Annotated in this window: 14 protein-coding genes; 12 read left to right on the plus strand and 2 right to left on the minus strand. The window is 44.1% G+C overall.

All coding sequences use genetic code 11. From position 1 onward, the window contains the following. The first annotated feature begins 163 nt into the window (after positions 1 to 163). The 5 genes from QA442_RS08245 to QA442_RS08265 all read left to right on the plus strand — a co-directional run bounded on the left by QA442_RS08245 (position 164) and on the right by QA442_RS08265 (position 3,960). Positions 164 to 805 (plus strand): class I SAM-dependent DNA methyltransferase, encoded by a 642-nt coding sequence (locus QA442_RS08245; protein ID WP_095432339.1) that lies wholly within the window; start codon positions 164 to 166, stop codon positions 803 to 805. 20 nt (positions 806 to 825) lie between these two features. Further along, positions 826 to 1,521: a 5'-methylthioadenosine/S-adenosylhomocysteine nucleosidase gene (gene mtnN, locus QA442_RS08250; protein WP_095432338.1), complete on the plus strand. Its 696-nt coding sequence runs from the start codon at positions 826 to 828 to the stop codon at positions 1,519 to 1,521. Positions 1,522 to 1,582: 61 nt separating this feature from the next. After that, positions 1,583 to 2,506 carry an O-acetylserine dependent cystathionine beta-synthase gene (locus QA442_RS08255; RefSeq protein ID WP_103749958.1) on the plus strand — a complete coding sequence of 308 codons (924 nt, stop codon included), beginning with the start codon at positions 1,583 to 1,585 and terminating at the stop codon, positions 2,504 to 2,506. A 1-nt stretch (position 2,507) separates the two neighbouring features. Further along, positions 2,508 to 3,647: a bifunctional cystathionine gamma-lyase/homocysteine desulfhydrase gene (locus tag QA442_RS08260; RefSeq protein WP_095432870.1), complete on the plus strand. Its 1,140-nt coding sequence runs from the start codon at positions 2,508 to 2,510 to the stop codon at positions 3,645 to 3,647. Between the two features lie 82 nt (positions 3,648 to 3,729). Continuing rightward, entirely contained in the window at positions 3,730 to 3,960 is a 231-nt protein-coding gene (locus tag QA442_RS08265) for a YrhC family protein (protein ID WP_095432871.1), read from the plus strand. Positions 3,961 to 3,993: 33 nt separating this feature from the next. On the opposite strand, the gene QA442_RS08270 is transcribed toward QA442_RS08265, so the two are convergent. Both QA442_RS08270 and fdhF read right to left on the minus strand, forming a co-directional pair. Then, positions 3,994 to 4,476, minus strand: a complete 483-nt coding sequence (locus QA442_RS08270; protein ID WP_095432872.1) for a helical membrane plugin domain-containing protein — start codon at positions 4,474 to 4,476, stop codon at positions 3,994 to 3,996. A 20-nt stretch (positions 4,477 to 4,496) separates the two neighbouring features. Further along, entirely contained in the window at positions 4,497 to 7,439 is a 2,943-nt protein-coding gene (gene fdhF / locus QA442_RS08275; protein ID WP_095432907.1) for a formate dehydrogenase subunit alpha, read from the minus strand. A 315-nt stretch (positions 7,440 to 7,754) separates the two neighbouring features. Here fdhF and QA442_RS08280 point away from each other — a divergent pair, with 315 nt between their 5' ends. The 7 genes from QA442_RS08280 (at position 7,755) to cypB (ending at position 14,755) form a co-directional block, all read left to right on the plus strand. Further along, positions 7,755 to 8,123 carry a Na-translocating system protein MpsC family protein gene (locus tag QA442_RS08280; RefSeq protein ID WP_014664781.1) on the plus strand — a complete coding sequence of 123 codons (369 nt, stop codon included), beginning with the start codon at positions 7,755 to 7,757 and terminating at the stop codon, positions 8,121 to 8,123. A 261-nt stretch (positions 8,124 to 8,384) separates the two neighbouring features. After that, the gene (locus QA442_RS08285; RefSeq protein WP_069839591.1) at positions 8,385 to 9,185 is read left to right on the plus strand and encodes a formate/nitrite transporter family protein; all 801 of its coding nucleotides are present in this window, start codon (positions 8,385 to 8,387) and stop codon (positions 9,183 to 9,185) included. Between the two features lie 391 nt (positions 9,186 to 9,576). Continuing rightward, on the plus strand, positions 9,577 to 9,726 hold the full coding sequence (locus QA442_RS08290) for a YrzI family small protein (protein WP_004399102.1): 150 nt from the start codon (positions 9,577 to 9,579) through the stop codon (positions 9,724 to 9,726). 155 nt (positions 9,727 to 9,881) lie between these two features. Continuing rightward, on the plus strand, positions 9,882 to 10,040 hold the full coding sequence (locus tag QA442_RS08295; protein ID WP_134975278.1) for a hypothetical protein: 159 nt from the start codon (positions 9,882 to 9,884) through the stop codon (positions 10,038 to 10,040). 187 nt (positions 10,041 to 10,227) lie between these two features. Next, positions 10,228 to 10,770, plus strand: a complete 543-nt coding sequence (locus QA442_RS08300; RefSeq protein ID WP_095432873.1) for a class I SAM-dependent methyltransferase — start codon at positions 10,228 to 10,230, stop codon at positions 10,768 to 10,770. Positions 10,771 to 10,990: 220 nt separating this feature from the next. Further along, positions 10,991 to 11,575 (plus strand): transcriptional regulator FatR, encoded by a 585-nt coding sequence (gene fatR / locus QA442_RS08305; protein ID WP_071581504.1) that lies wholly within the window; start codon positions 10,991 to 10,993, stop codon positions 11,573 to 11,575. Positions 11,576 to 11,590: 15 nt separating this feature from the next. Further along, on the plus strand, positions 11,591 to 14,755 hold the full coding sequence (gene cypB / locus QA442_RS08310; RefSeq protein ID WP_095432874.1) for a bifunctional cytochrome P450/NADPH--P450 reductase CypB: 3,165 nt from the start codon (positions 11,591 to 11,593) through the stop codon (positions 14,753 to 14,755). Positions 14,756 to 14,852: the final 97 nt, after the last annotated feature.

Here is a 14,852-nt window from a genome sequence, read left to right on the forward strand (position 1 = left end):
ATGAAGTATAAGCTTTTTTGCAGTCTTTGCGCAATATGAGATGGCATAAAATACACAAAGTGTTTTAGTACCTGCTTTTCAGAAGATGTGGTATGATAGGAACTGTTCCATCGTTAATTCATAGTATACTTATAGGAATTATTAAATATGGAGTGTGACAAATATGGGACGTGAATTTATCCCTCTCTTTGAAGATTGGGCAGCAACTTATGATCAAACAGTACAAGGCTTTGATATTCAGTATAAAGAAGCGTTCAGAGGCTACGATCATATCCTTGATGCCATCGTCAGCAAATCTGGAATGCACGTGTTAGAATTTGGCCCGGGGACCGGGAATTTGACAGCAAAGCTGCTTGATGCGGGCAAAACTGTATTTGGAATCGAACCTTCTCCAGCAATGCGTAAACTGGCTTCTGACAAGCTTTCAGGCAGAACGGAAATCGTAGACGGAGACTTCTTGACATTCCCTAAGCCGCCATTTCAGGCTGATACCATTGTCAGTTCATACGCTTTTCATCATTTAACCGACGAAGAAAAGCGGGCCGCCATAAAGCAATATGGCAAATACCTTCATTTGCATGATAAAATAGTGTTTGCCGATACCGTCTTTGAAGATGCGCAAGCGTATCAACAGGCTATCGATAAAGCCCGTTCTCAAGGCTTCTATCAGCTTGCAAATGATTTAGAGACAGAACATTATCCTACATTGGATGCGTTGAAAGAGATGTTTACAGCTGAAAGTTTTGCAGTCCGATTCTCTCAGCAAAACGACTTCGTGTGGATAATGGAGGCGATCAAACGGTAAAATGAAGGGAATGTGAATAGATGAAACTAGCAGTCATCGGAGCAATGGAAGAGGAAGTTACCATCCTAAGAAACAAACTTGAAAATGCAAAAACAGAAACAATCGCACACTGTGAATTTACAACTGGCAAATATGAAGGAACTGAAGTAATTCTTCTAAAATCAGGAATTGGAAAAGTGAATGCTGCTATCAGCACGACGCTTTTGCTTGACCGTTACAAGCCTGATTATGTGATTAACACAGGCTCAGCGGGCGGATTTCATCATACATTGAATGTAGGAGATGTCGTCATTTCCACTGACGTTCGCCACCATGATGTAGACGTAACGGCTTTTGACTATGAATACGGGCAAGTGCCAGGTCTTCCGGCTGCTTATTCGGCGGATGAAAAGCTGATCAGCATCACGGAAGAAGCGGTTTCCGAACTCGACGGCATTCAGGTTGCAAAAGGAACGATTGCAACAGGCGATTCTTTTATGAACGATCCGAAGCGGGTTGAAGAGGTGCGTGCGAGATTTTCTGATCTATACGCGGTTGAAATGGAGGCTGCGGCAGTGGCTCAGGTGTGCCATCAATTTAAAACGCCGTTTGTCGTCATCAGAGCGTTATCAGATATCGCAGGAAAAGAATCACATGTTTCATTTGACCAATTTTTAGAGCAGGCGGCTGTCAATTCAACAGAGCTTGTGTTAAAGGTGATCAAACGAATTCATTAAAACGGAGGCATGTTCTCCTCCGTTTTTCTAAAAACAACCTCTAATAAGGAGGAGGACATACATGACAGTGATTACGGACATTACCGAGCTGATTGGGAATACACCGCTTCTCCGCTTAAAGAACTTTGATGTTCCAGAAGGAGTCGCGGTGTATGCCAAGCTTGAAATGATGAATCCCGGCGGAAGCATCAAAGACAGACTGGGAGATATGCTGATTCGTGACGCGCTCGATTCAGGCAAGGTGAAGCCCGGCGGAGTGATTATAGAAGCGACGGCAGGCAATACAGGGATCGGCCTTGCGCTAAGTGCCAGAAAATATGGGTTGAAAGCGATTTTCTGTGTCCCGGAACATTTCAGCACAGAGAAACAGCAAATTATGCAGGCGCTTGGAGCATCAATCATTTATACCCCGCGTGAGGACGGAATGCAGGGCGCCATTCAAAAAGCCATGCAGCTGGAGACTGAGATTGAAAATTCTTATTGTGTTTTGCAATTTAAAAACCGAGTAAATCCATCGACTTACTATAAGACGCTTGGACCTGAAATATGGGAAGCGCTTGACGGGAATATTCATACGTTTGTCGCCGGGGCAGGATCAGGGGGCACGTTTGCAGGAACAGCTTCCTACTTGAAAGAAAAAAATCCAGCAGTCAAAACGGTGATTGTTGAACCGGAGGGTTCGATTTTAAACGGAGGAGAGCCTCATGCTCATAAAACTGAGGGCATCGGCATGGAGTTCATCCCCGATTATATGAATAAGAATCACTTTGACGAGATCTACACCGTAACAGATGAGAATGCGTTTAGACTTGTGAAAGAAGCGGCAGAAAAAGAAGGCCTGCTGATCGGAAGCTCTTCAGGTGCAGCGCTTTATGCAGCATTGGAGGAAGCGAAAAAAGCATCCGCGGGAACTAACATTGTTACTGTACTTCCTGACAGCAGCGATCGATATATCAGCAAACAAATATACGAAGGAGGCATCTGATATGAAGAAAAAAACAATGATGATACATGGCGGAATCACAGGTGATGAGAAAACAGGCGCAGTTTCCGTGCCCATTTATCAAGTAAGCACGTACAAGCAGCCGAAAGCAGGGCAGCATACAGGCTACGAGTATTCAAGAACGGCCAATCCGACTCGAACCGCTCTCGAAGCACTTGTGACAGAACTGGAAGGCGGGGAAGCAGGTTATGCCTTCAGCTCAGGAATGGCTGCCATTACAGCAGTTATGATGCTGTTTAACAGCGGAGATCATGTCGTGTTGACTGATGATGTGTACGGCGGAACATACCGCGTGATGACAAAGGTGCTTAACCGTCTTGGCATTGAATCAACATTTGTCGATACGAGCAGCAGAGAAGAAGTTGAAAAAGCAATTCGTCCTAACACAAGAGCCATTTATATTGAGACACCGACAAACCCGTTGCTCAAAATCACCGACTTGACGCTCATGGCGGATATCGCAAAAAAATCAGGAGTTCTGCTTATCGTAGACAATACCTTTAACACGCCTTATTTTCAGCAGCCGCTTACTTTAGGCGCTGATATCGTGCTTCATAGTGCGACAAAATATCTTGGCGGACACAGTGATGTCGTCGGAGGTTTAGTTGTAACAGCCTCGAAAGAGCTTGGAGAAGAGCTGCATTTTGTGCAAAACTCCACAGGCGGTGTGCTCGGCCCTCAAGATTCCTGGCTTTTGATGAGAGGAATCAAAACGTTGGGTCTCAGAATGGAAGCGATTGATCAAAATGCGCGGAAAATCGCAAGCTTTCTTGAGAATCACCCTGCTGTCCAAACGTTATATTATCCCGGTTCTTCAAATCATCCCGGACATGAGCTTGCAAAAACGCAAGGATCTGGCTTCGGCGGCATGATCTCCTTTGATATCGGCAGTGAAGAACGGGTAGATGCGTTTTTAGGAAATCTGAAACTGTTTACCATTGCTGAAAGCTTGGGGGCGGTTGAAAGCTTAATTTCTGTTCCGGCTAGAATGACACATGCCTCTATTCCGAGAGAACGCCGGCTTGAGCTCGGCATTACGGACGGGTTGATCAGAATTTCTGTGGGAATTGAAGATGCGGAAGATTTGGTGGAAGATATCGGCCGAGCGCTTGAAAATATATAACAAATGGATAGAATTACTTTCTCTGTAAGCCGCCGGATTATATTATAATAGTCGTATACTATGAATCTGGCAGGTGATTCTTTTGAATAAAAATAGAATAAAATCTTTAAAAGAAGACTACAAGCATTTTGCTTTTACATTGCTTGCAGTCAGTACTTTTTTATATATAGGCGCAGTTCTCCCTGATCAAGGCTTAACATTAGGCCAGAAATCGACTATGTTTTTAGCGGATTGCGTATTTTTAGCCGGTGCCTTCTTTTGCGCTGACCGTTCACTTATTTACAAGAAGCGTTTGGAAGAAGCCGACGAATAAAAAACAGCCATCATCGCGATGGCTGTTTTTCTGTTATTTTTCTCGAAGTTCTTTTCCCATGCCTTTTAAAAACTGAAGGCCGAAGCCGACGGCTCTGTTGATGTCAGGATCGTTCATTGCTTTTAACAGGTCGAGAATCCCGACTTTCTTGTCTTCTTTTAAAAAGCTTTGTGCCTGTTCAGTCCCAGCCATTACGCTTTCTAAAAGCTTTGCTGTAAACTCAGGGTCGGCTTTTGTCAATGCGCCTCCGGCGGCCATCATCGTGTTGATGAGGTTGGTGACAGGCTCACGGGAAACCTGGCCAAGCGCAATCTTGGCAATGTCTTCCTTCGCTCTGAGCATGCTTGTTGCCGCGTCAAAAATTCCAAGATCATTGAGTTCATTCATAATCGTCATCGTTTTAGAGACGGCGTCCTCGTTTTCCGCCAGCAGCTCTTTCAGTTCTTCTATTTTTTCAACCTTCATTTGCTCGGCTGTTTTTGTTTCTTTTTTGATCGTCGTAATTGGAGTGGCCATTCGTTTTCCTCCTCGTTTAATCAGTCAGTCAGATGGACATAGCCCGGGCGGTTCCATTTTCTTTCTGCTTCGACTCCGTTTTGCGGGTGCCGTTTTTTGTTGCGCGGATTTGTTTTCGGAAGCGGCGCTGTTTCACAGCCGCCAAGCACTTCCATGCGGACCTTTGTCTGTTTATAAGCAGGCGTGTTCGTCCGTTTATCAGCTGCAGGTCCCGTCAAGAAGTTAATCGCTGACTCCTTATCAGTTGAGTTCATTGGCAGATAGAGTTCATTTTTCCGTACCCGATCTGTGATCAGCGCGTTCAATTTGACTGCTCCGAACGGAGAAACGAGGCGTACAAGCGAACCGTCACAAACACCTCGCTCTTGTGCAAGCTCAGGTGAGATTTCAACGAATACATTCGGCACTTTAGCTTGGATGCCTTTCGATTTATTTGTCATGTTTCCTTCGTGGAAATGCTCCAGCATACGGCCATTATTGATATGAAGATCATATTCCTCTGGAAATGCCGCTGGCTCAGTCCAATCAGAAAGGGCAAAGCGGGCTTTTTTGTCAGGGAAATTAAATCCGTCTTCATACAGAAGCGGTGTGCTTTCACCTGTGAAGCTGCCCCATAGGAAGCTGTTCCAGCCTTCTAGCACCTCATAGCTTGCTTTGGCAAACAGAGGAGAAAGACTCGCCATTTCAGAGAAAATGTCACTTGGATGGCTGTAATTCCAATTCGCTCCTAAACGGTTTGCGACCTCTTGAATAATCCACCAGTCCGGCTTTGCGTCACCAAGCGTCGGAAGCGCCTGATACAATCGCTGCACACGGCGTTCTGTGTTGGTGAATGTTCCGTCTTTTTCAAGTGAAGGAGTGGCCGGCAAGACGACATCCGCATATTGAGCTGTTCTTGACAGGAAGATGTCCTGTACCACGAAGAAATCAAGGCTAGATAAAATATCATGCACATGGTTCGCGTTTGAATCGACCAATGCCATATCCTCACCGACAAGATACATGGCCTTCATTTTGCCTTCTTCAATGGCATGAAGCATTTGAATATTATCTAAACCAGGCTTTCCATCAATCTCAACACCATATGCCTCTTCAAATTTAGCGCGGGCTTTGTCATCTGTAATATGCTGATATCCCGGCAGCCAGCCAGGCAACGTTCCCATATCACAAGCGCCTTGCACGTTATTGTGACCGCGCAGAGGATAAGCGCCTGCACCCGGACGGCGATAGTTGCCCGTAGCGAGAAGCAGGTTTGATATGGCTGCTGATGTATCAGAACCGCCTGTATTTTGTGTGACACCCATTCCCCAAAGGACACAAGTGCCGTCAGCATCACGGATCATTTCAGCGATTTGAATGATGTTTTCTTTTGAAAGGCCTGTGATGCGTTCTGCATAATCAAGCGTATACGTTTTAAGGGTTTCTTTATAATCTTCAAAGTAATTGACGTTCTCCTCAATAAACGCCTGATCGTGCCAGCCTTGGTCGATCATATATTTCGTAACAGCCATCAGCCAAACTTGGTCTGTGCCTTGTTTAGGACTGATGAACAGATCAGATCGCTCAGCCATTTCATTTTTACGCAGGTCGGCAACAATCAGTTTTTGACCGTGAAGCTTGTGCGCCCGTTTGACGCGTGTTGCGAGCACCGGGTGTCCTTCCGCCGGATTGGCGCCGACGATGATGACGAGACCGGCTTTGGCGATATCTTTAATCGTGCCGGCGTCACCGCCCATGCCGACAGTGCGGAACAATCCGTCTGTAGCAGGAGACTGGCAGTAGCGTGAACAGTTATCGACGTTGTTTGTTTCAAATACCTGACGCGCTAGCTTTTGAATGACGTAGTTTTCTTCATTCGTAATTTTAGATGAAGAGATAAACCCGACAGAGCCTTTACCGTACTGCTCTTTAATTGATCCTAATCTGCTTGCGACAAGATCGAGGGCCTCTTCCCAAGAAGATTCCACAAAAGCTCCGTTTTTACGGATTAAAGGCTTTGTGATCCGCTCCTCAGAATTGACGAAATCCCAGCCGAATTTCCCTTTGACACATGTGGAAATCGCGTTAACCGGAGCATCAGAAACAGGCTGGATCTTTAGAATATCCCGGCCTTTTGTCCATACTTCAAAAGAACATCCGACACCGCAGAACGTACATACAGTTTTTGTTTTTTTCGTTCTCGTTTCTCGCATTGCCGCTTCAACTTCCGAAATGGCAAAAATGCTGCCATATCCCGGTTCAACGTTTTTCACGAGGTCAATCATCGGTTCCATGACATCCTCTTTAATGCCTGTCATAAAGCCAGCCTGCCCGAGCATTGATTTTTCCATCAGTGCATTACATGGACATACTGTGACACACTGACCGCAGCTGACACAAGAAGATTCATTGATTGGAACTCCCTCATCCCAAATAACGCGAGGGCGTTCGCGTTCCCAATCGATTGAGAGTGTTTCATTTACCTGAAGGTTTTGACAGACTTCAACACACTGGCCGCAGGCAATACATTGGTTTGGATCATAGCGGTAAAAAGGATGAGACATATCAACCGCGCAAGAAGGATCTTCTTTTGGCGTATATGGGTATTTTTGATGCTCAATCCCCATCATTTCCGCTGTATTGTGCAGCGTACAGTTCCCATTGTTGTTATCGCAAACCGTACAATACAGCAAATGGTTTTCAAGAAGGCGGTCCATCGCCTCGGTTTGCGCTTCTTTCACTCGATTTCCCGAAAGATCAATTGACATTCCGTTTTCTGCGACCGTCGCGCATGAACGAACCAGCTTGCCATTTGCTTCTACAATGCAAGTATCACAAGTTTGAATCGGATCAACCTCTGGTACGTGGCAAATCTGCGGGTATTCAATTCCGTTTTCATTTAAAATATCTAAAATTGTGGCCCCTGCTCGTGCTTGAATTTCTGTTCCGTCTACACGGATACTGATCGACTTACCGTCCATCATATTCATATTCCCCTCCATCTTTCTTTCACGAAGTCAAAAAAAGCCATGTATAGATACACCTGTCCTTAATTCTAAGAAGGTGTAAACACACATGGCGGAATAGTTCACTAGCAAGTCTTACTAACAGACCAATCCTTGATTTTTATAAAACGATAGACTCATAACAAGATCCTATTACAAATCCATCAACACTGCTTTTATTATAAAGTGATATTTATTATAATACAATATGGCAGGAAAATTTTAACCAAGTGAAATGTCCTAAGGGGAACCGGGAAAAGCCTTTATAAGGCAATATCGGAAGGGGTAATCAGCATGTCTAAAAAAATTCACGAATTCAATGATATCATTCGAAAGCTTCGCAAAGAATTGTTCGGAAAAGGGCCTGAGCGAATTCATACTGTATTTGTAGAAAACATGGCAGTTTCAACGCTATACGGAAATCTGAGTGCAAGCGAGCAGTTTATCGCCCGTACGCCTGAAGGAAGAGAGATGGTACATGCGGCCCGGACAAGCCTGATTCAAGACCTTTATTCCAAACAAACGCCGGAAGGAATGGAGGAACTTATGGGAGCTAAGCTAGTCCATTTGTTTTCTGATATTAAAATTGAGGAAAACATCGCTGTATCTGTATTTGTTTTTGACCGAAAAATAGATGATCAAAAAGAAGCTGTGCAAAGCTAGCATATTTGCCATTGACACAAATTTGTCACATTTGATATGATATTGCTACAGTTATAGAAGGCTAAAGCAATGGAATGTATGCACGAACTGTATATATTCTCTTTCAATATCTTACATACTGCTTGATATTGTTGTATGGGTATGCATACAAGTTAGGCAGCATTCAAACGCCTGGTTTGACACAGGTTATTTGAGTGCTGCCTTTTTTATTGCCTTTCTTGCATAACTGTTAGAAAAGAAGAAGTATGGAGGCGTTTTATTATGGCTTTTCGAAAACCGGATGAAATAGCGGAAGCAGCAATAGAAGCAGGGATGAAAAAAATAAAGCTCCCGCTGCCGTCACTGCTTGTGCTGGGGTTTTTAGGCGGTGCATTTATCGCACTTGGGTATTTGCTTGATATCAGGGTGATCGGTGATCTTCCGAAAGAATGGGGAAGCCTGTCCAGCTTGATCGGTGCAGCAGTATTTCCAGTTGGTCTAATCCTTGTTGTTCTCGCTGGCGCTGAACTGATCACAGGAAATATGATGTCAGTTGCGATGGCGTTATTTTCGAGAAAAATATCAGTAAAAGAGTTGGCGATTAACTGGGGAATCGTCACAGTTATGAACTTAATCGGCGCATTGTTTGTTGCGTACTTTTTTGGGCATTTGGTTGGATTGACTGAAACAGGTCCTTATTTAGAAAAAACGGTTGCCGTTGCCCAAGGAAAACTCGATATGAGCTTTGGAAAGGTTCTCATTTCCGGCATCGGCTGTAACTGGCTTGTATGTCTTGCAGTGTGGCTTTCTTTCGGCGCCCAAGACGCAGCAGGTAAAATCCTTGGCATCTGGTTCCCAATTATGGCTTTTGTGGCTATCGGATTTCAGCACGTTGTCGCCAACATGTTTGTGATCCCTGCTGCCATTTTTGCAGGCTCGTTCACGTGGGGGCAGTTTATCGGAAACATCATTCCTGCTTTTATCGGCAATGTCATCGGCGGAGCTGTATTTGTCGGACTCATTTATTTTATTGCATATCATAAGAAAGACCGCTCCAGAAAAGAAATGAAGCAGGTATCATGAGCAACGGGCAAAACCATTCGATGATTTGCACAATTTCAGTCCATTTTTAGAAAAAGATGTTTACAAAATGGAATTTGGTGGATATACTTACAAAGTAAGAAAAAAGAGCAAAGGAGGCTGAACCAAAATGACAATGAGACAACGACGTCAACCTGTACGTGATACACAAGGAAAAGTTCATGGTTTATTCAGCCTGTGGAAGAGTTCGTGTCCTTCCTTAACCGATGCTTATCGCACGCATTAAATTCGGAATAGTCGGACATACGCAACTCCCCGCAGGCAGTAGAGGCATTGGTGTCTTCTTTTGTCTGCGGTTTTTATTTGCCCGCGGCAGAAGGATTGATGCTGCGGGCTATTTCGCTTGGTGCGGACTTTGAAAGGGGGTGAGCATATGACGATTAACCTATTCTTTTTAACGTTAACGATAAAAAAACGGTTTAAGAGCCTGGAAGAATTCGAACGAGAACAGCAGATTGAGCAGATTTATGATGAAATGAAGGAGTCTCAGTTAAAGCATCTTTATTTAACAAACTGGCGCTAAAAGCAATAAAAAAACTGAAGGGGGAATGGCATATGCTTAGAATGGAATTATTGATGCATTATACAATGGAGAAGGACCAAGTTTAGCGAAACAGCTGTCAAGAAAATGCGCGCCTGCATATAGTAAATCAACGTTATTGTGAGGCAGGTGATGGCATCATGAACGATGATCAAAAAAGGCTGCCGTCGATTGGCCATGGTTATGCGTCCATGCCGCATTCCTTCAAACATGGCTATGGAAATCCGTTCCGACAGCAGAGGCTGATGGCAATGCAGCAGCAAAGGCTGTATGTATTCCCTTATCATTGGCATTAGAAAGAGGGCAGAAAACATTTTGTTTTCTGCTTTTTTTGCGGGAAAAATGAAAAAGTTTAGTTCTATCGAAACGTTTTTAGACACATTGCCGTCTAGTTGGTACCTTCCTTCCCTTTTAGAAAAGAAGATGATGTTTATTTTTCGAATATAATAAATAAACATAGGAAACCAAAAGCAGGTGTTTAAAATGCTGGAAAATAGACTCTATAAACGATCGAATCTTTGGAAATTATTTTCTCGGAAATATAAGCAAATTAAAACCATTGAGCATATGATGATTGACTCTATAGATATACAAGGAAATGACAGAATTTTAGAAATTGGAATCGGAAATGGCACTGTTTTTAAAAGCATAGCCAAGAAACTAGACAAGGGGAGCTTAAAAAGCATTGATCCTTCAAAGCGAAAGGTAAGGCAGATATCCCGTGCGAATCGAAAAAACATGGGGAAAGGGGAGGTTTTTCATGGCTTTCCAGAGAACCTTCCCTTTGATGACCGTATCTTTAATAAAGTGTTTTCTTTACATACGGTTCAGAGCTGCACCGATATTAGGCTTGCATTAAGAGAAATTTACAGGGTGCTTCAAATTGACGGCCGGTGTTACATCAGTATTGATGCAAATACCGGTGAAAAAGAAAAAACGTATATTCAACTGTTGAAAGACCAGCATTTCAGGGAACTTTCTGTCATCAGGCGTGATTCCTGTCTATGTATTGTGGCTATTAAATAAAAAATTTCTCGGGAAATATATCCAAGGTCCTTACATGAGGGATTGGGTATATTTTCTTAATTTTTTATTTTTTGCATATACTTTATATTAAAAAAAGTTTTTTTCATATAAACTTATAACAGAAGAAAGAACAAAGAGGTGATATCAGATAGGGCAGATATTATTTATGAACAAAAGGAATGAATATTCATTCCGCAAAACGAATCGGAGGTTGCATTACATGTTATCCGCATCCAGCAGTAAATACGACATGATTATGAAAGCGTCGGTCTCGCTTTTTACAGAAAGGGGTTTTGACGCTACCACTATTCCTATGATAGCTGAACGTGCTCATGTGGGGACAGGGACGATCTATCGTTATTTTGACAGCAAAGAAACACTCGTCAACGTACTGTTTCAAGAAAGCATTCAGCGATTTACAGAAAAGCTGAAGCAAGACATTTCGGAACTGCCTGTCAGAGAAGGCTTCCATCACGTATTTAGCTGTCTCGTTCAGTTTACGAAAGAGAGTGACTATGCGCTTTTTTTTCTTGAAACCAAAAAAGACGCTCATTACTTAAATCATACAAGCAAAAAAATGATAGAAAATCTGACTCAAATGCTTGATGACTATTTTAATAAGGGAAAAGCGGAAGGCGTGATTCGCAGCCTGCCCTCTAATGTGTTAATTGCGATTGTATTAGGGGCGTTTCTCAAGTTATATCAGCTCGTCCAAACAGGTGATATAGAGATGGACACTGGTTTAATTACTGAATTGGAACAGTGCTGCTGGGATGCCATTAAGCTTCAATCATCACAAAAATAGGAAAGGGAGATGTCAATGAAACAGGCAAGCGCAATACCTCAGCCCAAAACATACGGACCTTTAAAAAATCTTCCGCATCTGGAAAAAGAACAGCTTTCTCAATCCTTATGGCGGTTAGCTGATGAATTGGGACCGATTTTCCGTTTTGATTTTCCGGGAGTATCCAGTGTTTTTGTTTCAGGCCACAATCTTGTGACTGAAGTGTGTGATGAAAGCCGCTTTGACAAGAACCTTGGCAAAGGTTTGCTAAAGGTGCGCGAGTTCGGCGGAGATGGCTTATTTACAAGCTGGACGCATGAACCGAACTGGCAAAAAGCCCACCGCATTTTGCTGCCGAGTTTTAGCCAAAAAGCGATGAAAGGCTATCATTCTATGATGCTGGATATCGCAACCCAGCTTATACAAAAATGGAGCCGCCTTAACCCCAATGAAGAAATTGACGTAGCGGACGATATGACGCGTCTGACGCTTGATACGATTGGGTTATGCGGGTTTAACTATCGATTCAACAGCTTTTACCGTGATTCGCAGCATCCGTTTATCACCAGCATGCTCCGTGCCTTAAAAGAGGCGATGAATCAATCAAAAAGACTGGGCCTGCAAGATAAAATGATGGTGAAAACGAAACTGCAGTTCCAAAAAGATATAGAAGTCATGAACTCCCTTGTCGATAGAATGATAGCGGAGCGAAAGGCGAATCCGGATGAAAACATTAAGGATCTCTTGTCTCTCATGCTTTATGCCAAAGATCCAGTAACGGGTGAAACGCTGGATGACGAAAACATAAGGTATCAAATCATCACATTTTTAATTGCTGGACATGAGACAACAAGCGGGTTGCTTTCCTTTGCGATTTATTGTCTGCTTACACATCCGGAAAAACTGAAAAAAGCTCAGGAGGAAGCGGATCGCGTGTTAACGGATGACACGCCTGAATATAAACAAATCCAGCAGCTCAAATACATTCGGATGGTGTTAAACGAAACCCTGAGACTATATCCAACAGCTCCGGCTTTTTCTCTATATGCGAAGGAGGACACTGTTCTAGGCGGGGAATATCCGATCAGCAAAGGGCAGCCTGTCACCATTTTAATTCCGAAGCTGCACCGGGACCAAAACGCTTGGGGAGCGGATGCGGAAGATTTCCGTCCGGAACGGTTTGAAGATCCTTCAAGTATCCCTCATCATGCGTATAAGCCGTTTGGAAACGGCCAGCGCGCTTGTATCGGCATGCAGTTTGCTCTTCAAGAAGCGACAATGGTTCTTGGTCTTGTATTAAAGCATTTTGATTTGCTCAACCATACTGGCTATAAACTAAAAATCAAAGAAGCATTAACAATCAAGCCGGATGATTTTAAAATTACTGTGAAACCGCGGAAAACAGCGGCAATCAATGTACAGCGAAGAGAACAGGCAGACATCAAAACAGAAACAAAGCCAAAAGAAACCAAACCTAAACACGGCACACCTTTACTCGTTCTTTACGGTTCAAACCTTGGGACAGCTGAGGGAATAGCCGGTGAACTGGCCGCTCAAGGCCGCCAGATGGGCTTTACAGCTGAAACGGCTCCGCTTGATGATTACATCGGCAAGCTTCCTGAAGAAGGGGCAGTCGTCATTGTTACGGCTTCTTATAATGGGGCGCCGCCTGATAATGCCGCCGGCTTTGTAGAGTGGCTGAAAGAGCTTGAGGAAGGCCGATTGAAAGGCGTTTCCTATGCGGTATTCGGCTGCGGAAACCGGAGCTGGGCCAGCACGTATCAGCGGATTCCCCGCCTGATTGATGACATGATGAAAGCAAAGGGGGCAACGCGTTTAACAGCGATTGGGGAAGGTGATGCCGCCGATGATTTTGAAAGCCATCGCGAGTCTTGGGAAAACCGCTTCTGGAAGGAAACGCTGGACGCATTTGATATTAACGAAATCGCCCAGAAAGAAGACAGGCCTTCATTGTCGATTACTTTTCTCAGTGAAGCGACGGAAACGCCGGTTGCCAAAGCATATGGCGCGTTTGAAGGGATTGTATTAGAGAATCGAGAGCTCCAGTCAGTTGACAGTACGCGTTCGACCCGCCATATTGAATTGGAAATTCCGGAGGGGAAAACATATAAAGAAGGCGATCATATCGGAATCCTTCCGAAGAACAGCAGGGAGCTTGTTCAGCGGGTTCTCAGCCGATTCGGTTTGCAGTCCAATCATGTAATACAAATAAGCGGAAGTGCTCATATGGCTCACCTGCCGATGGACCGGCCGATTAAAGTAGCGGATTTACTGTCGTCCTATGTAGAGCTGCAGGAACCGGCTTCAAGGCTTCAGCTTCGCGAGCTGGCATCTTATACAGTCTGCCCGCCGCATCAAAAAGAACTGGAACAGCTCGTTTCAGATGATGGCACTTACAAAGAGCAGGTGCTTGCAAAACGTCTTACCATGCTTGATCTTTTAGACGATTATCCTGCCTGCGAAATGCCGTTTGAGCAGTTTTTAGCACTTTTGCCATCACTAAAACCGAGATACTATTCCATTTCAAGTTCACCGAAAGCCCATGCAAATATCGTGAGCATGACGGTAGGAGTTGTGAAAGCCTCAGCCTGGAGCGGCCGAGGTGAATACCGGGGTGTCGCCTCTACTTATTTAGCAGAATTGAATACAGGTGATGCAGCAGCCTGCTTCATTCGTACGCCGCAGTCCGGATTCCAGATGCCGGATGACCCTGACACGCCTATGATTATGGTTGGTCCGGGTACAGGAATTGCGCCATTCAGGGGCTTTATTCAGGCAAGATCTGTTTTGAATAAGGAAGGAAGCACGCTTGGTGAAGCACTTTTATACTTCGGCTGCCGGCGCCCGGATCATGACGATCTTTACAGAGAAGAGCTGGATCAAGCGGAACAGGAAGGTTTGGTCACAATCCGCCGATGCTACTCACGCGTCGAAAACGAATCAAAAGGATATGTCCAGCACTTGCTCAAGCAAGATTCACAGAAATTGATGACACTCATTGAAAAAGGCGCCCATATTTACGTATGCGGTGATGGATCGCAAATGGCTCCTGACGTAGAGAAAACTTTGCGATGGGCATATGAAACTGAAAAAGGGGCAAGTCAGGAAGAATCCGCCGATTGGCTGCAAAAGCTGCAAGACCAAAAACGTTATGTAAAAGACGTTTGGACAGGAAATTAATAAAAAATAAAATCCCGCCAATCAGATTGGCGGGATTGCTTTGCATGTAAGAAAACCGGCACGATAATGAAATCTACTGAAAAGGATGTTATAGGGA

The sequence above is a fragment of the Bacillus stercoris genome (genome assembly GCF_029772985.1).
Taxonomy (GTDB): domain Bacteria; phylum Bacillota; class Bacilli; order Bacillales; family Bacillaceae; genus Bacillus; species Bacillus stercoris.

Coding starts and splice junctions, on each gene's coding strand:
- QA442_RS08270 (WP_095432872.1), bottom strand. CDS start 4,476: ATGGCCACTCCAATTACGACGATCAAAAAAGAAACAAAAACAGCCGAG.
- QA442_RS08280 (WP_014664781.1), top strand. CDS start 7,755: ATGTCTAAAAAAATTCACGAATTCAATGATATCATTCGAAAGCTTCGC.
- QA442_RS08300 (WP_095432873.1), top strand. CDS start 10,228: ATGCTGGAAAATAGACTCTATAAACGATCGAATCTTTGGAAATTATTT.
- mtnN (WP_095432338.1), top strand. CDS start 826: ATGAAACTAGCAGTCATCGGAGCAATGGAAGAGGAAGTTACCATCCTA.
- QA442_RS08260 (WP_095432870.1), top strand. CDS start 2,508: ATGAAGAAAAAAACAATGATGATACATGGCGGAATCACAGGTGATGAG.
- cypB (WP_095432874.1), top strand. CDS start 11,591: ATGAAACAGGCAAGCGCAATACCTCAGCCCAAAACATACGGACCTTTA.
- QA442_RS08290 (WP_004399102.1), top strand. CDS start 9,577: ATGACGATTAACCTATTCTTTTTAACGTTAACGATAAAAAAACGGTTT.
- fatR (WP_071581504.1), top strand. CDS start 10,991: ATGTTATCCGCATCCAGCAGTAAATACGACATGATTATGAAAGCGTCG.
- QA442_RS08285 (WP_069839591.1), top strand. CDS start 8,385: ATGGCTTTTCGAAAACCGGATGAAATAGCGGAAGCAGCAATAGAAGCA.
- QA442_RS08245 (WP_095432339.1), top strand. CDS start 164: ATGGGACGTGAATTTATCCCTCTCTTTGAAGATTGGGCAGCAACTTAT.
- fdhF (WP_095432907.1), bottom strand. CDS start 7,439: ATGATGGACGGTAAGTCGATCAGTATCCGTGTAGACGGAACAGAAATT.
- QA442_RS08255 (WP_103749958.1), top strand. CDS start 1,583: ATGACAGTGATTACGGACATTACCGAGCTGATTGGGAATACACCGCTT.